The organism is Shewanella sp. ANA-3 (genome assembly GCF_000203935.1).
Taxonomy (GTDB): Bacteria; Pseudomonadota; Gammaproteobacteria; order Enterobacterales; family Shewanellaceae; genus Shewanella.
Genome location: NC_008577.1, coordinates 2,496,494 through 2,514,887 on the forward strand (window position 1 = coordinate 2,496,494; position 18,394 = coordinate 2,514,887).

Genomic DNA, 18,394 nt, shown 5'->3' on the forward strand with positions numbered 1-18,394 from the left:
GTTGAGCCTAGTTTGCTCGGCACCAGAGCAGTAGTTGTGCTTGCAACTGCTGCTCTTTTTTATTCAGGCTCTTTTATACCATAGTTTTTATCCCACCAAGGCCTGCCACAGTAAGCGTATCGCCAGCAGTGTCAGCACCCAATTAAAGGCGACGCCGAAATGTTTATCCGTCACCCGCGCTAACATCTTAAAGCCAAGCCAGGTTCCCAAGGCGCCGCTTAAAATCATGCAGAGCAGCAGCGGCCACCACGGCAGGATAGGACTATCCAGCCCCTCAAAAACGATAATTTTGACGCCATGTTGCAGGGACATCGCCATCGCAAAGGTTGCGACAGTGCGAAAACGGTCAACCTCTAATTGTTTGATAAAGGCCGCCACTAAGGGGCCTGTCGCGCCAACAAATAACGAAATAAAGGTTGTGACAGCACCGGCAATAATGGTTCCGACTGTTCCCAGCACCACTCGGGGGATTTTGGGTCCCCAGCAGGAGTACAAAATAAACAGGGCGATGGTGAGGTACATGACCTTTGGCGGCAATGCGACTAACACTAAGCTCCCCAAGGCGGCACCAACGAGCGCGCCGGGTAAGAAGCGACTGATAAGCCACCACTGCACATGCTGCCAACCTAATAGTGCGCGGCCCAGATTCGAGCCCAATTGCACCACGCCGTGGAGAGGAATAATCACTTGTGGCGGAAGGACTTGCGCCATCACGCCTAATAACATTACGCCACCACCAATCCCGAAGCAGGCGGTAAAAAACGAAGTAAACGCCGCAGTCATTGTCAGCAGGGCAAAGATATCGATAGGGATCAGCGTAAAATCGAACCAAGCGGTATGCATAGTCAATATTTGAGGAAGAGTGGGAGCATAAAACTAGCAAAGCTTGACCAGAGACAAAAGCAGTTTGATGGCCAGCAAGTACGTAAGCACGGCTAAGGCTTTTGCTATGCATTTAAATTAAAAGCATAAAAAAGCTAATCCACAGGATTAGCTTTTTCGGTTTAAACAACAGTGGTCAATTAGAAGGAGTAACGCGCACCCAATGCAAAAGTACGAGTATAGATACTGTTCGTACGGTTATAGAGTACTGAGTCCTCGTAGTATTCTTGATAGATATCATCAAGAATATTTGTCGCATCGAAGGTTAATACAAACTCATCACTGATGTTGTAGCTGAACTGGAAGTCAAGTGACTGCTCAGGTTTACGGTAAATACCGCGTGGCATTGCAAAGCTACCTGCATCATACGCACTTAAGAATTTATCACGCCAAGTGTATGATAAACGCGCGCTGTAATCGTCTTTATCGTAAATCAATACCGCACTCATAGAAGTATCAGACACACCGAATAGTTCACGAGTTGTAGTACCAATTTGCTCACCACTCTCAGAGTCAAACTCAGGAATGTCTTGGCTTGAATCTAAGAAGGTTGCACTGACTTGAGTACCTAAGCCATCTAAGTAACTAGGCATATTCTCTGGGAAATATACAGTACCTAGCTCAAATCCTGTCAGCTTTCCGTTTGAAGCGTTTTCTGGACGGCTTAAAATATATTTTTTGGTTTCGCCGTCAACTTCACGGGTAATAGTAGAAGAAGAGTTAAATACGAAACCTTCAATATCACGACGGAAATAAGTACCGAATATGGAAGATCCTTCACCAAAGTAATATTCCAATGAGAAATCATAGTTTTGTGAAGTAGTAGGTTCTAACTTAGAGTTACCACTTGAAGCTTGACCGAACCCAAGCTTTGTTAAGTCCTCTGTATAAGAAATCGCAGTGGTTAAATCGCCAAAGGCGGGACGACGAATCGTTTCAGTGTAGGCAAAACGTGCAACCAAGTCGTCAGTTAACCAGAAGCGTACCATTAAGCTTGGTAATAACTCCGCACTTCCATTGGTATCTGTGTCATGAACGAGATAGTATCGAATGTCATCAACAACATCCTCTGCAGCATATTTTTTGCGTTCCCAGAAATCCATATCTGCATCGGCTTTCTCATAGCGAAGGCCGATTTGACCATCAACTTGCTTACCCCATAACTCGGTTTCAAAATCACTTTGAATATATGCAGCATATGACTTTTCGGTGATGTCATAGTTGGTATACATGGCAAGGGCTTGCTCATCGGCGTTATACATAGCTTCAATAGCTGAGCGATTAGCATATAAATAATTACCATCGGCAATCGCCCAACTTGTCGGCACATTACCACGGCCATCAAAGAAGCCGGAGGTTACGGTGAACATGTTAGGGTCAAGATCGCTAAATAACACGTTGGTGTTTAAGGAACCGGCATCGTAAAGTCCGTGTTTCGCACCACGTTGTTCTGCACGAATACCAAATTTCATCTTAGTAAATATGCCGTAGTCGAGGAAATAGTCACCATCGAATGTCCAAGTAACTGAATCACCTTCGTCCTTAGCGCCACTATCGTATAATTGAGCCGTTTGCCATAGGGCATATTGAGTTAAATCAGACTCATTAATATCTGTATCTGGATTATCTAAATAAACCCAACTAGGTACACCACCACTTTTGTTGTTATAGTCAACATCAACACCGTAGAAAGTCTTAGTGCTATTCGCGCTTACACCGCGCATCGCCAGAAATTGTGATTCATAGGTACTGGTTTGATAGACCACTTCAGACTTTAAGGTCAAATTATCAAAGTCCCACTTACCTCCTAAGGCAAATACATAACTATCTGTTTTGTTATGGCTATGGTCTGAACTGCTAAATCCGTCAACGTTATAGGCAGTTCGCGATTTTACCACGTTGGTACCATCATAAACTTCAATACCATCTTGAATCACTTGGCTCCAGTTAGCGGATGAATCTACGTTACTAAAGAGCATAGAGTTGAAGTTATCATTACGATAACCGTTATAGAATGCTTCAAAAAGATATTCGGAAGTGTCAGTTGGCGCCCATTGCAATGATAGGTTCAGTGCTGGACGTTCACGCTCACCGTTATTCATATTTTGGAATACGGCGTCGCGCATGAGCAGATATTCCTGACCGTTGATTAATGCCCCTTCACTGGTATCTAAACCATGGGCTAGGCCACGCTTCCAATAAGTATCAGGGATTTGGACACCAGTTTCAGCGTAATAGGGCATTGATGCGCCAGGTGCAACCACTTGATCATTATAGTTGGTGCGGATATAGGAGACGTTAACTAATGCGCCGACTTCACCGATGCTGGTATCCCAGCGGTCGCTAATTAAGGCGCTGAAATTGGGATCGATAGTGTCAGGCTGATCAGAGTAAATCCCTTTGGCTGCTACCGAAATTTTTTCTTCTTGGAAATCAAAAGGTCTATGGGTACGAATGTCAATTTGACCCGCGATACCGCTGGCGACTTGAGAAGAAGAGCGGGTTTTAAAGACTTCAACACTGCCGAGTAATGCCGCAGGTACGTCAGCAATAGCGACTTCACGACCTGCTGCAGTGAAAACTTGACGGCCGTTAACTGTAGTGGTTACGTCGGTTAAACCACGAATACTCACGGTATTGGCTTCACCTGATGCACGGTCAGTCACTTGAACACCCGTTACCCGTTGCAAGGCTTCAACCACGTTATTATCTGGGAACTTACCGATATCTTCGGCAATAATGGCATCGACAACTTGAATGTTTTGGCGTTTAAGTTCTACCGCTTTATTTAAACTACCACGGATCCCCTGAACCTGAATGATCTCCATCTCTTCGTTATTTTGCGCTTTACCGCCAGAAGAGGGGCGTGACGTTTCTTCCGTCTGAGGCGATTGTGTCGCTTCAGCTTCTGCCGCATACGTCGCTTGACTAGCAAGAGCAAGCAGAATAGCACTTGCCAAATAAGTCTGTTTAAACATCTAGTTAATCTCCGGTAGTTTTATTATTTGACCCGGTAGCCTAAGACACCATCTGACGTCCCGGTCTTTTTTATTCCACTTCAGAGTCACGGACATCCCCACAGTGTCCCTGAAAATTTAGAATTTTGTTGCCTATTTTGTAGCGTATAGTGCACCGCGTTAAACCAATTTCGCTTCAACGGGTGAGGTTAAGAATTTATCAGAACTGTTAAAATAATATTGTATGACTATTTGCATGTCAACTCACTGTTTGACGCAATAGGAAAGCAAGATCACATTTCGCTAAAATGCGACGAAAAGATGCATAAACACTATCAACATGAAATTAAACGAGTTTATTGAATGGCGTTAAGGTTTGGCGACTAAAGCATTGTCTTGATTGAATAGGTTAGACTGGTCAAGCAAGCTGACCTTAACGTCAAATGTTTTGCAAAATCTCACAAATCTCTGTCACAAGATATTTACTTCTATCCCCATAATGCTAATGTAACTTTAGTGTTACAGTAGTATTGTATTACTTTTACATTTGATACATTGATACACGCTAACCTAATTATCAAACACAACAATAAAAGGAACGACGCTCATGGTGCTTAAACGCTCATTCGTGTCAGCAAGCTTGATCATGGCACTAGCCTCCTGTGGTGGGGACGACAGCAGCTATAGTGCAGACGACACAAATACCTTTACACTTCCTCCCCCTATGACATCGGCGGATCCGATAATTGCAGGTGAGGTGAGCTACAAAAATGCAGTGGTTCATGATCCTTCCATCATTAAAGATACCGATGGCACCTATTATGTTTTCGGCTCCCACCTCGCGGTGGCCAGTTCTACTGATTTAATGAACTGGACACAAATTGCCTCAGATGGTGCAGCCGAGAGCAGCCTGTTCAATACCTATGAGTCAGAAATCGCGGAAGGCACCGCATGGACGGGTGGCTTTGTTGGCTCGTGGGCACCGGATGTGATAAAGCTTGCCGACGGTAAGTACCATTTCTATTACGACTTCTGTGGCGGCCCCGATAAGATTGATTGCGTATCGCGCTCCTATCTGGGGATGGCCACCTCTGACAATATTTTAGGCCCTTATGTTAACCAAGGCTTGATCCTGAAATCAGGTCAAGAGGGGGCTGAAAACCCTGGCGCAAACGGTCAAATTTACGATGGCTTTGTCGACCCTAACGCTATCGATCCCGCCGTGTTTTACGATAAAGATGGCGGTCTATGGATGACCTATGGTTCCTATTCCGGCGGGATCTGGGTGATGCAGTTAGACCCTGCAACGGGTAAACCGTTACCTGATCAGGGCTATGGCACTAAGATCATGGGTGGTAACTACAGTGCCATCGAAGGGTCTTATGTTATATACAGCCCTGAATCTGAATACTATTATATGTTTACCTCTTTTGGCGGCTTCGCCCAAAAAGACGGTTACAACATTCGTATCTCTCGCGCTAAAAATCCTAACGGTCCCTATGTGGATGCCGCGGGTCTGGACATGATTGGCGCAACGGCCGCAGGCAATATCGCCGACTATGGCGTCAAACTGATGGGCGGCTTCCAATTTGTGGCCCACCCGGGCGATGTGGGCCATGATCATGGTTACCTGTCACCCGGCCACAACTCCGCTTTTTATGATGCACAAACGGGCAAATACTTCTTAGTATTCCATACGCGCTTCCCCGATACCGGCGAAGGTCACAGCGTGCGCGTACATGAGCTATTTCTCAACAGCGATGGTTGGTTAGTTGCCTCACCACAGCGTTATGCACCGATCAACGGCGCTAACATTGTCGATGAAATCGATGTCACCGGTGATTATCAATTTATTAATCACGCAAAAAATATTAATACCGCGGCACACAAATCAGTCCATGTGAAGTTATCCCGTACTTGGACCAATAAAGGTACAGTCTCTGGCGATGTAACAGGTACTTACCAACAGGGCGATGATAACCAAATCACCTTAATGTTAGACAATTTAGGCACGTTTGAAGGCGTACTCGCTTGGCAGTGGGACCCTGAGCAAAATAAACTTATGCCGACGTTTAGCGCCATTTCTAATGATGGGGCGAGTATTTGGGGCGTGAAGCTCACCGATAAAACCACTGAGGAAATTTTATCGGCATCGGCAAACGGCATTAGCCTGCCGACCGAAGCTACCGAAGGCACGATCGACTTACCGACAAATGGTACCCGTGGGGCGACTATCGAGTGGCAATCGAGCGATGAGTCAGTGATCCGTGCCGATGGCACCATTATCCGACCCAACGTTGGCGAGGGCGATAAGGTCGTGACCTTGACCGCGACAATTATGGTCAATGGTAAGAAGGTGACTAAAACCTTCCAAATTACCGTATTTGCCCATAAAACCTATAACCGTATTGCCCACTACAGCTTCGAGAATAACCTCAAGGATTCCCTAGGCTTATTTAGTGATGGTCAACCCACTGGCGATAGGATCTTCAAAGCGGGTGATGCCATTGGTTACGCCACAGGCTTTGAAGGACAAGCCCTATCATTAGATGGTGCCCACGGGGTGTTACTGCCATCGGGCATTATCTCCAGCTACGAGTACACAGTGTCTTTCTGGGCAAGTCCTGCGGTTATCACAGGATTTACCACGGCATTCTTCGGCGCAGTTAACGAGCAAACCGCTGAAGATGGTAGCAAGTTCTCCAATACCTGGGTCAGCTTGCTGCCACAGGGCTGGGACGGTAATACCATGTTCTGGAGCCATAATATCGATACCAGTGGCAGCTCAGTACTGGAGACCTGGTTTGATGGTGTAATGGGTGAGCGCATCGCTGAAAACACTTGGTCGCATCTGGCGTTCTCCGTCAATAAAGGGCTCGTTAAAGTCTTTATCAACGGGGTTGAGCGCTTTAGCAGCGGTAACCTTGCCAACTACTTTACGGGGGCTCAGGGCGTTTTCGGTCTTGGGGTTAACTACTGGGATGTTCCATACAACGGCCTTATCGATGAGCTAAAAGTATATGAAGCGGCATTAACGGCTGAAGAAGTCAAAGCCCTCGATATCGACAAGTTAGCCGATAGTGAACTCTTGTCCTCAGCAACGGCCATTCTGGAGCTAGGCGACTTATCGGCGGTGCGTGAAAATATCGAACTGCCAGTAACGGGTCCTTATGCTTCGGCCATTTCATGGGAATCGTCAGATCCAACGACTATTGATACTCATGGTGGCGTAACGCAACCTGTTCGTGGTGAAGAAGACAAGGTTGTCACCTTAACGGCGACCTTAAAACTGGGTAATGCGACCCAAACCAAAGTCTTCACGGCAACCGTTAAAGCTAAGAATCCGCCAACACCGGTCGCAATCTATAGTTTTGAAGACAATCTTAACGACAGTACCGCTAACTTCGGTGCGGGCACTGTAGTGGGTAACCTGATTGGCGTTGAAGGCGGTAAAATCAGCTATGTGGATGGCGCGGTAGGCAAGGCGGCGGTCTTTGATGGTGCCTCTGGTATTGTATTGCCGAATAACCTTATCAAAGACTACACCTATTCAGTGTCAATGTGGCTCAACCCTGAGCAGCTGAATAAGTACACTACAGCCTTGTTTGGTTATGCGACGGATTCCAGCTGGACCAGCGTCTTACCAGGCGGTCAAAATGATTATGAGCGCATGGTGTTATGGTCAGGCACAGCATGGTACGACGGTAGAACTGGTTTTGTGATGCCAAAATCCCAATGGACGCACCTTGCGTACACAGTGAATGGCGGCGAGGTGAAGGTCTATATCAATGGTGAATTGAAGTTTACCGGCGCGAACTTCCCGAACATATTCTCAGTACCGACCACTAAGTTTGCGGTTGGGGTCAACTTCTGGGATGCACCTTTTAAAGGGGCAATCGATGAAATCAAGTTCTATGACGAAGCGATTACTGAGCAAGATGTAGCTGATTTATTTGGTGAATCTAATCAATAATCGAGATTAGCTGTCTATACTGAAAGCACCCATTCGGGTGCTTTTTTATTGTTTGCAGCATGGTAACTGAATTCTGGTTATCCGTGACTAAGGAATCTAATGACTGTTTTTCGTCTATTTACGCTGACAACGCTCACCATGTTTGCCTTTGCCTGTAACTCGATACTTTGCCGGCTCGCGTTAAAGGATGGCAGTATCGATGCGGGCAGCTTTACCCTGATCCGGTTGTTATCGGGTGCCATCATGCTCTGGCTATTAAGCCTTAACAAACCTGCGCTGGAGGCCAAGGGACATTGGGGCTCAGCCTTGGCATTGTTTGTCTACGCAGCCGGATTTTCCTACGCCTATATCAATATGACGGCCTCAATGGGTGCGCTGTTACTCTTTGGCGCCGTACAAGCCACCATGATTGGCTATGGGCTGTACCGAAAAGAAATCTTTAATACCAGACAATGGCTTGGATTGGCCTGCGCCGCTGCCGGTTTGATTTTTCTGCTGTTACCTGGGCTGTCGGCGCCGCCACTAATGAGTTCATTGCTGATGATAAGCGCTGGGGTCGCTTGGGGGATTTATTCGATTAAGGGTAAGGGAGCCAAGCATCCCATTCCTGTCAGTGCAGGCAACTTTATCCGCACTGTGCCGATGGCACTGTTATTAATGTTATTAGTTCGAGATCCCTTAGCAGTAAGTCAGATGGGAATTATCTATGCGTTAGCCTCGGGCGCCATCGCTTCAGGCTTAGGTTATGCGATTTGGTATTCCATTTTACCTTTATTGTCATCCACCTACGCCGCCACTGTACAGTTGAGTGTGCCGTTAATTGCCGCGGTTGGCGGAGTGCTATTGCTGGGTGAACCCCTAAGCCTTCGATTACTGCTAGCCTCCTGTGCCATCCTCGGTGGCATTGCACTTGTTGTCCTCAGCAAATCTGAACCACAAAATAAAAGCTAAATAGAAAGAAACATTTATCTTTTCCTTTTGCCCTTGCGTCTGCCAACGCCTTGTTTAAGAATAAGGCCATTCTGGGTAAAAGGACGTCTTGAGTAAATCATGCAAACGGTCACGGTTGGCGAGCTGTTGATGACAATCCCTGTGGGCAACCGCCTTGGTGAAGGTGTGCTATGGGATGATTTACACCAATCTATTTGGTGGACCGACATTTTATCCTCTGTGATTTATCGTTTTCATCTCGCGAGCCGCTCCTTAGAGACTTTCCCCATGCCGCACCGCGTCGGCTCCTTTGGCCTCACGGCAAAGCCTACAACACTTATCGTCGCATTCGATATCGGTATTGCAATCTATGATATTGAAGATCAAAGCCTGACATGGTTGGCACAGCCAGAATCTCATTTTGCTGGCAATCGCTTTAATGATGGTCGCATTGATAGGCAAGGGCGTTTTTGGGCGGGCACTATGGTTGAGCAGCGCGATACTTTGCAACAAACCGCAGCCCTGTATTGTCTAGATGAGAAAGGGCATTGCCACCAACACCTTACAAATCTCGAAATCTCCAACGGCCTGTGCTGGAGCGTGGATGGGCGAACGCTCTACCATGCTGATTCGCCAAAACACCAAATCTATCAATATGATTTTGATATTGAGCAGGGGTTATTGAGTCGTAAGCGCCTCTTTGCGAGCACGAGCCATCATATTTTCCCTGATGGTTCAGATGTCGATGCGGCGGGTTATCTCTGGAATGCCCAGTGGGGCGGTGGCCAGGTAGTGCGCTATCGTCCCGATGGTGAAGTCGATCTTATTCTCAAATTGCCAGTTACCCACCCAACCAGCATTGCTTTTGGCGGCGAAAAGCGTGATTTACTGATAGTCACCAGTGCCAAACACTCACTTGACGCATCGCAATTAGACCAAGAGCCGCAAGCAGGCGATGTGTTTATCTACCCATTACAGGGTATTTATGGTGTAAACAGCCCTCGTTTTTGCGGGCAGCTCTAAGTTTAGATCAGCGTTTTTAGCGTAAATCTTGTTATCACAGCCACTCACCAATCCCTTAGACAAAAACGATTTACCGTAATTTCAGGTAAAATCACCCTTTGTTGCCCCAATCATTTACCTTAAATTGTGATCTTGCTCAAAAAGCAGCTAATCGGTATTTTCACTCATAACCTGAGCAACTGGCGCCACTTTTGTGACGCGCATCAACAGTAGGATTTACACCCATCGGAAATTGGTACAAAGTGGACAAATTGGCTAATCAAAATGTCCACACCATAAAAAGCTTTTAATTCTATACATTGACGAAAATTAAACACATTAATCTTGTAACCTCGCAACAAATCCTTTTATTTAGATATTTATTCCATTGAAGACTTAATGTGACCTTGATCACCTGTCGGAAATTGTCATTATTGGTCACTTTTTATACTCGCACCATGAGTAGGGTTAAGTTCTCTACTCAAGCATGCAGCGTATTCGCTGCAACTTGTGAGCACATAAAAGAGAGTGTGTGAAATGACAATGAATAGACGACAGTTTTTTAAACTCTGTGCTGTAGGAGCCGCGACTTCTACTATTTCTGCACTGGGGTTAATGTCCGAAAAGGCATTTGCATCCGTCAGAGGTTTTAAATTGCTACGCGCAAAAGAGACGCGTAACAATTGTTGCTACTGCTCTGTGGGTTGTGGTTTGTTGATGTACAGCCAAAGCAGTAATGGGAAAAATGCGGAGCAGAGCATTTTTCATATCGAGGGCGATGCCGATAATCCGATTAACCGCGGCGCCCTGTGTCCAAAAGGGGCAGGACTGGTTGACTATGTGAACAGTCCGCACCGTTTAAAATACCCCGAAGTGCGTTTACCCGGTTCGGATAAATGGCAGCGCATTAGCTGGGATGAGGCCTTTAAGCGTATCGCAAGGCTTATCAAAGACGAGCGCGATGCCAATCTGGTTGAGAAAAATGCTCAGGGTCAAACCGTTAACCGCTTAGTCAGCCTAGGGATGATGACGTCATCGGCCCAGGCAAACGAAGGCTGCTACATTACCCATAAATTTGGCCGTGCCATTGGTATGTTAGGCATAGATAACATCGCCCGTGTTTGCCACGCCCCAACACCGGCCGCGATGGCGCCCACCTTTGGCCGTGGTGCTATGACTAACCACTGGGCGGATATGAAAAATACCGATCTGGCCATTGTGATGGGCGGTAACGCTGCCGAAGCGCATCCCGTCGGCTTTGGTTGGGTGACAGAAGCGATGGAGCACAACAACGCCAAGTTGATTGTGGTCGATCCGCGCTTTAACCGAAGTGCTGCCGTCGCCGATTTATATGCGCCTATTCGTTCGGGCACCGATATTGCCTTCCTGCTCGGCATGATCCGCTACCTGCTCGAAACCCAGCAAATCAACCTTAATTATGTCAAAGCCTATACCAACGCCACGTTTATCGTGCGGGAAGACTTTGAATTTAATGACGGTTTATTCAGTGGCTACGATGAGGCTAACCATAAATACGACCAATCCACTTGGTTCTACGAGCTAGATGAAGAGGGTTACGCAAAAGTTGACCCTAGCTTAAGCCATCCTCGCTGCGTGATTAACCTGCTGAAAAAACACGTCGATCGCTACGATCCCTACACGGTTTCTAGCATCACAGGTACGCCTAAAGAAGCCTATCTTGAAGTGTGTCAGCAAATTGGGGCGACCCATGTTGACCATAAAGCTGCCACCTTCCTGTATGCCCTCGGTTGGACACAGCACAGCGTTGGCGCGCAAAACATCCGTACCATGGCGATGATCCAATTGCTGCTTGGCAATATGGGAATCATGGGCGGCGGCGTGAATGCGCTGCGCGGTCACTCAAACGTACAGGGCGCGACGGACTTAGGTTTATTGTGCCAAGGATTACCTGGCTACCTTAAACTGCCACAGGATAGAGATGTTGATTTACAAAACTATTTAGCCCATTACACCCCTAAAGCCTTAAGACCAAACCAAACCAACTATTGGCACAATTACCCAGCCTTTACCGTGTCGTTGTTAAAAGCCTTCTTCGGTGAACATGCAACGGCAGAGAATGATTATGGTTATAACTGGCTGCCAAAATGGGACCAACAGTACGATATCAACAAGCAAATCGACATGATGGTTCACGGTGAGGTCAACGGATACTTTATCCAGGGCATCAACGCGCTTAACTCCCAGCCCGATAAGCAAAAAGTGTCTAAGGGCTTATCGAATCTTAAGTTCTTAGTAGTGCTCGATGCGCTTGCGAACGAAACCTCGAGTTTCTGGCGCAATGCGGGTCAATTTAACGATGTCGATACCGCCAGTATTCAAACCGAAGTCTTCCGCTTACCAACAACCTGTTTTGCTGAGGAAAGTGGTTCCATTGCTAACTCGAGCCGCTGGTTACAATGGCACTTTAAGGGCGCTAATCCTCCCGGTGAAGCCTTATCTGATCCTGCGATCCTTTCTGGCATCATGCTGGAATTAAAACGTTTATACCGTGAAGAGGGCGGCCGTTTACCTGCGCCTATCGAAGCCATTAAATGGGACTATGCGATTGAGCATGAACCCAGTTCAGAGGAAATCGCGCGGGAGATGAACGGTTATGATCTCACGACCGGTAAGCTGCTCAATGGTTTCTCCGAATTAAAATCCGATGGCTCAACCTCATGCGGTATTTGGGTTTACTCAGGCATGTGGACTGAAGCGGGCAACTTGATGGCGCGCCGCGATAATAGCGATCCATCCGGCAAAGGTATTACCCCGAATTGGTCATTTGCATGGCCTGCAAACCGCCGCATCTTGTACAACCGCGCATCCTGCGACGTGCAAGGTAAGCCGCGCGATCCAAGCCGTGTGCTACTCGAGTATAAGGACAACAAGTGGCAGGGTATTGATGTGCCAGACTTTAATGCCAAATTGAATGCCGAAGAATCGGCCCATCCTTTCATCATGCAAGCTGATGGCGTTGGCCACTTATTTGCGCTGCGTGACTTAAAAGATGGCCCATTCCCAGAGCATTACGAGCCGTTTGAATCACCACTGGCGAGTAACCCGCTGCATCCTAAGGTCACCAATAACCCTGTGGCACGGATGTTCAAAGGCTTACGTGAAAGCTTTGGTACCAATGAAGAATTCCCCTATGTTGGCACCACTTACTCAATGACGGAACACTTCAACAACTGGACCACGCATTGCCACCTTGCTGCGATTACCCAGCCACAGCACTTTATCGAAATCGATGAAACCTTGGCGGCGGAAAAGGGCATCAATAACGGTGATTGGGTCAAGGTGAGCTCTAAGCGCTCGCATATTGTCACTAAGGCCTATGTCACTAAACGACTCCAACCCATGATGGTTCAGGGCAAAAAAGTTCACACCATTGGTATTCCACGCCATGGCAGTTATGAGGCCTTGACGCAGAAGAGTTATATCGTCAACGAGCTGACTTCATCTGTGGGCGATGCCAATACCCAAACCCCTGAATATAAAGCATTCCTTGTGAATATTGCCAAAGCGGAGGGCTTCTAATTATGGCTTCTCAAGATATTATCCGCATCTCAGGCACCACGGATATCACCCCTGCGTCCCAGGCGCGCATTGGTGCGGTCCAGCAGGTGACTAAGCTGTTTGATGCGACTAAATGTACCGGCTGTAAAGCGTGTCAGGTTGCCTGCTCCGAATGGAATGACCTTCGTGAAGATGTCGGCACTTTCCAAGGCAGTTACCAGAACCCGATGATACTGTCTCCAGAAAGCTGGAACATAATGCAGTATCACGAAGTGATGGATAACAATAAGTTGCGTTGGCAATTTACCCACACTGCCTGTATGCACTGCGCCGATCCAGCCTGCTTAAAAGCCTGCTCAACCAGCGGCGCGATTGTGCAACATGCCAATGGCACAGTGGATTTTGACTCGAACAAGTGTATTGGCTGCGGCTATTGTGCCAGTGCCTGTCCTTTCAATGTGCCTAAGATCAGTGCCAAAGATAACAAAGCCTATAAGTGCACCCTGTGCTCCGATAGGCTCGCCGTTGGCCTCGAGCCTTCCTGCGTTAAAACCTGCACCGTGGGAGCGCTGCGTTTTGGCACCCGCGAAGATATGTTGTTCTATGCCGAAAAGCGCGTCGAGCAGTTAAAGGAACGCGGTTTTACCAAGGCGGGACTCTATAACCCCGAAGGGGTTGGTGGTACGCATATGATGATGATCCTCCACGACATCACGCAACCCGAAACCTATGGTATGCCCAAGGATCCGCAAATCCCCGCCGCCACTGAATGGCGTCAAGATTGGCTTAAACCTTTGGGCACCGCGGGCTTGCTCGCAACGGCGGCATTCGCCCTGATGCACCGCATTGCAGTAGGGCGCAACATCGTCGAGGAAGATCAGCCTGGTTACATTGATGCCGGTGTCAAAGAGGAGGAAAAGCTATGAATCATAAAGAAATGATTGTCCGTCATAAGCTCGTTGATCGCCTGTGCCACTGGACCATAGTCTTTGTTGGCCTAGTGACCTTTCTAACGGGGTTCTCGTTTTTTTATCCCTCGTTCCAGTGGCTAAGTGGCATTGTTGGCACACCACAACTGGCAAAAGTGATGCATCCATTCTTCGGGATCGCCATGTGTCTGCTGCTGGCGGTGATGTTGATCCGCTACTACCAGCACAATAAGTGGAATAAATACGATTTGCCCTGGATGAAAGCCGTGGTGTGGGTGTTACTGCAAAAAGAAGAGAACATTCCGCCCGTGGGCCATTACAACCCAGGTCAGAAAATGTTATTCCGCGCCTTTGTGGTTTTTGTAATGGCGTTTCTGATCAGCGGCATCATGATGTGGCAGCCTTATTTTGCGCCCATGTTCTCGGCAGAAGCCGTCAATTGGGCCACCTTAGTCCACTCGGCCTGCGGCGTGTTAATGCTGCTCTCCCTCGTGGTACATGTGTGGATGGCCTGCTGGATTGAAGGCTCTATCACAGGGATGCTCTACGGCAAAGTCTCTAAGGCTTGGGCCCGTAAGCACCATCCAGCGATGTTAGAAGAACACGAGGAAAAATAGCAATGAAGATGGCCAGCGATATCCCGTTAAGTTTTGTTGATAAATCCCCCTTAGCATTGAAACCGCTAAAAGCGGCAGATCCTGAGAAAATTTATCAACATAGAGCACGTCGTTTAGCCCAATTAGCGCAGGATTCTCCGCTGGCGGATTATCTTAAGCTTTGCCAAATCCTTGTGTCGACGCAGCAAAAACTGGCTGCAACGGAAATGGGCCCAGCGCCAAAGATTGACCCTGAGGTGCCATATCCGTTGTCCCTAAGCCAAACTCAAACGGCTCAGGATTGGTTAAAAGCATTGCAAGCATTGCTAACAAAATTGGTATCTCAAGTGCCCACGCATTTAGTGCCTGTTCTACAGGAGTTACAACAGCAGTCGCCAACTCAATTGCTAGAGTGGGGCACTCAACTGAGGCAAGGGGAGTTTAGTGCCGTGCCTGCGCAGTACAGCCTATTTATTTGGGCGGGATTGTCCTTGTATTGGTCACACTGGGCCCCCATGGTGATTGCACGAATGGATGTGAATAAGGTTAAACAGTCTAGCCTTTGCCCGGTGTGCGGCAGTCATCCCGTCGCCAGCATGATTGTCGATGAGCCACGGGAAGGGCTGCGCTATCTGCATTGCAGTCTGTGTGAAAGCGAGTGGCACTATGTGCGCGCCCATTGTACCTGCTGCGAGCAATCCCGGGAGATGTCAATTTGGTCGTTTGATGACCATAAGGCAGCCGTGCGGATTGAGAGCTGCGAGGCGTGCAAGGGATACACTAAGATGTTGTTTACCAACCGTTTGCCATTGTTAGATGCGGCAGCGGACGATATCGCATCGATGGGATTGGATGCCGAGCTCAATGCAAAGGGCTATGGTGCCACAACGGTAAATCCACTGTTACTTGCACATGAAGCCTAAATAGTAAAAAGGATTAATAAACAAGGCCATGGATGGTTTTGATACTGTATGTTCCATTCGGTCACCACTTAGTGTGACCGAATGGTCATCGACTGTGATATCAAACTAACTGATTCAAATCTTATTCGTGCGCTACGTGAAATCTGCAAAACTTGCAGGGGCAATCTTGCCAAATATTCACGTAGGAACGCCTTGAAAATAGCGTAGAAGTAACCCATCAAATGTATCTATCCCTTGATTAAACAAAAATCAACGGTAAGCGCTAAACGAGGACAATCTTAACCCTTTATTGGGCGGACAATTAGACGCATGAAAATTCTCACCGAGAATCAGAATGAGCCTTCAATAAAATCAGATAGTTATACCTCTATTTCAGAATGCATCAAAACGAAGATTCTCACATAAATCAGAATGAGCTATATATTTATATTAACTATCTGAAATTTCTATATTTATTTTAAAAAGTGGTGCAGGCCGTTATAGATAAACCCACATAGGTAACGTTTTCAATGAAGTGACTGACCACAAGATTGAGTAGATGCTATTGGCAATACCTTTCCATTATGCCCCCTTCATCCGTAAAAAAACAACTGTCTGGACACCGACATTTTTATTACAAAATTTCTCCGTTTTTTTGTTAAATCAATGCAAAAGTTTCAGTATTTTTGTCCAAATATTGTTGGTTATTATCCAAAATTCATAAATGTAAGGTTAGTATCAGATTGATATTAACTTATTGTTTTAAATGGGTTCCTGAGCAATTTCGTACCCTTTGCTAAATTCATATCCTGTTCGTCTTAGAGCATTGGAATCTAGAATGAGTGCCCAACCAAAATATGAATGGTCCATCTATGAAAATTAGCGACTGGCTGCCCGATTGATAGAACACTTATCCATGTCTTTTTCGTTGCTCTACACCGAACAGTGGCGATTCAAAGGAGGTTATTATGGCTAAATCACTGAACGAACTTAGAAAGAGGCTTAAGCCACAAGTGCAATTGGCTGCTAGAGCTAAAGCAGAAGAAATTCTCGCTGAAATGAGCATGAAAGATGTGACTAAATCGCGTGGTCATAATGAGGCTACTGTCGAATTTCTGATTCCAGAAAGAAAAAATTAGTGGCAAAAGAAATGGATAAAACTAGGTAGCGAAGTAGTGGTGATTCAACCAACTTGAAATTAATTTGCCCCTTTCTTTGTTTCGCATGACCAAGTTAGCTCAGCTTGGTATTGAACCGTTGACCTAATTTTAGTAATGCTACAAGTGCCTACTGTTCTAGAGGCTAACCAGAGTCCCCGATAGAGGTCAATAAAATCGATCATTTCTGGGGTTTGCAATCTAGCACCGCGACTGCGAAAAAAGCCGCTGCCTTCTTCAAAATTTCGTTAGCTTGTTTTAGCTCTCAGTTTTTACGTTTAAGCTCTTTAAGCCTGGTGGCCGTATCAGTTGTGACTCCAGTTTTCTCTCCAGAGGGCGGTTCCATTTTGTTAACCCATACTCGAAGGCTTTCTGGGGTACAACCGATCTTTGAAGCGATAGACTTGATAGCAGACCACCGAGATGGGTGCTCACGCTCTGCTGTTAAAACCATACGAACCGCACGTTCGCTGACTTCTGGGGAATAAGTAATTCTTTTTCTCATTGGCTAATTCTCTCAAGAAAGTTAGCCTCCGACAAACTAGGATCAATTCATCCTCCACGCTTTTTTACTCAGTTTGTTTTCACAAGCCGTAGTGGAGTTATGAATCACAAGATCCACCGTTTTAAACTATGTGGCTGAGCGACCGTGAGCTGGTTAGCTTGAGGTGAAGATTTCAGCTTTTTTGTGTCAAGGCATATGTTTAGGCGTTTTACGTAATACTTAATCAAAGCTCTTCTGCAAGATACGAAAAACTGTGCTTCAAGCATCCCATAGTCTGCTTTTACAACCAGTTGCTGTTCTTGAGTAAGAAAGGGGTTCGTTGTGATTTCGAAAGTTTCTTCGATGTTCCAATCGTCATCATCTTCTTTGGTCAAAGAAGACTTATCGAGGATTTCAGGTTCATTCCTGAATCGGCTTAGAACAAAGTCTCGAAATCCCTTCTTCTCTTCACAGTAAGCTCGTACGTGCCATCTAAAACCATCGAAAACAAGGGTGTGCGGTGCAATGTTTCTTCCTCGCTCAGAAGGGTGCTCTAACGAAACATAGTCAACATCAACACATCGCTGCTCTCTTGCTGCTTGAAGCAAACGCCTAACGATAATTGGTGCAACATGGCGGTCAGGTACACTGAGCACGATCGAGTTTGCTTGCCCTAGCCCTTGAAGGTCAAAACCATCAATATTTTCGTTAGTGTATTTGTTTAATAGAGACAGGTACTCGTTTGGCGTTCCCTGCGTAAAACGTGGTTTAAAGTCATTAGTGGGTCTATAGCCTTTAATCCCCCGGTCATGAACAAGCGGAGGTATTTCGAAAAGCTTCTGATAGTTAGCAATGTCTCTCGATGCTTGCTGCCGCCCGATGTTGAATGAATTGCAAAGATGATTGGTTGTGAGCCTGCCTTCCCAAAGGGCAACGATTTCAATGAGTCGAAATCTAAGAAGCTGCTCCCATTTAACGTCAGCGGTAACCATGTAATGCCTGTTTTTGCTACATGTTAATGTATACAGACTATACATCAATA

At 46.6% G+C, this 18,394-nt stretch carries 11 protein-coding genes; 8 read left to right on the top strand and 3 right to left on the bottom strand.

The genetic code is table 11. From position 1 onward, the window contains the following. Positions 1 to 87: 87 nt before the first annotated feature. Positions 88 to 843: a sulfite exporter TauE/SafE family protein gene (locus SHEWANA3_RS10965; protein ID WP_011717060.1), complete on the bottom strand. Its 756-nt coding sequence runs from the start codon at positions 841 to 843 to the stop codon at positions 88 to 90. Positions 844 to 1,022: 179 nt separating this feature from the next. Beyond that, the gene (locus SHEWANA3_RS10970) at positions 1,023 to 3,860 is read right to left on the bottom strand and encodes a TonB-dependent receptor (protein WP_011717061.1); all 2,838 of its coding nucleotides are present in this window, start codon (positions 3,858 to 3,860) and stop codon (positions 1,023 to 1,025) included. A 586-nt stretch (positions 3,861 to 4,446) separates the two neighbouring features. On the opposite strand from SHEWANA3_RS10970, the gene SHEWANA3_RS10975 reads away from it, so the two are divergent. The 8 genes from SHEWANA3_RS10975 to SHEWANA3_RS23610 all read left to right on the top strand — a co-directional run bounded on the left by SHEWANA3_RS10975 (position 4,447) and on the right by SHEWANA3_RS23610 (position 16,850). Beyond that, the gene (locus SHEWANA3_RS10975; protein WP_011717062.1) at positions 4,447 to 7,812 is read left to right on the top strand and encodes a LamG-like jellyroll fold domain-containing protein; all 3,366 of its coding nucleotides are present in this window, start codon (positions 4,447 to 4,449) and stop codon (positions 7,810 to 7,812) included. A 99-nt stretch (positions 7,813 to 7,911) separates the two neighbouring features. Beyond that, entirely contained in the window at positions 7,912 to 8,763 is an 852-nt protein-coding gene (locus SHEWANA3_RS10980; RefSeq protein ID WP_011717063.1) for a DMT family transporter, read from the top strand. Positions 8,764 to 8,862: 99 nt separating this feature from the next. Next, positions 8,863 to 9,765, top strand: coding sequence for an SMP-30/gluconolactonase/LRE family protein (locus tag SHEWANA3_RS10985; protein ID WP_011717064.1), 903 nt, complete (start codon positions 8,863 to 8,865; stop codon positions 9,763 to 9,765). A gap of 522 nt (positions 9,766 to 10,287) precedes the next feature. Further along, a complete protein-coding gene (gene fdnG, locus SHEWANA3_RS10990) occupies positions 10,288 to 13,305 on the top strand; it encodes a formate dehydrogenase-N subunit alpha (protein ID WP_011717065.1) in 3,018 nt (1,005 codons plus the stop codon). A 2-nt stretch (positions 13,306 to 13,307) separates the two neighbouring features. After that, positions 13,308 to 14,210 carry a formate dehydrogenase subunit beta gene (fdxH, locus tag SHEWANA3_RS10995; RefSeq protein WP_011717066.1) on the top strand — a complete coding sequence of 301 codons (903 nt, stop codon included), beginning with the start codon at positions 13,308 to 13,310 and terminating at the stop codon, positions 14,208 to 14,210. Then, complete coding sequence (locus tag SHEWANA3_RS11000; RefSeq protein ID WP_011717067.1) at positions 14,207 to 14,830, top strand: formate dehydrogenase subunit gamma; 624 nt, start codon at positions 14,207 to 14,209, stop codon at positions 14,828 to 14,830. Before fdxH ends, SHEWANA3_RS11000 begins: the two co-directional genes overlap by 4 nt. Before the next feature lie 2 nt (positions 14,831 to 14,832). Beyond that, positions 14,833 to 15,732: a formate dehydrogenase accessory protein FdhE gene (gene fdhE / locus SHEWANA3_RS11005; protein ID WP_011717068.1), complete on the top strand. Its 900-nt coding sequence runs from the start codon at positions 14,833 to 14,835 to the stop codon at positions 15,730 to 15,732. Between the two features lie 947 nt (positions 15,733 to 16,679). Further along, positions 16,680 to 16,850 (top strand): hypothetical protein, encoded by a 171-nt coding sequence (locus SHEWANA3_RS23610; protein WP_166485353.1) that lies wholly within the window; start codon positions 16,680 to 16,682, stop codon positions 16,848 to 16,850. 627 nt (positions 16,851 to 17,477) lie between these two features. Here SHEWANA3_RS23610 and SHEWANA3_RS11015 read toward each other — a convergent pair. Further along, positions 17,478 to 18,344, bottom strand: a complete 867-nt coding sequence (locus tag SHEWANA3_RS11015; RefSeq protein WP_041412632.1) for a WYL domain-containing protein — start codon at positions 18,342 to 18,344, stop codon at positions 17,478 to 17,480. Positions 18,345 to 18,394: the final 50 nt, after the last annotated feature.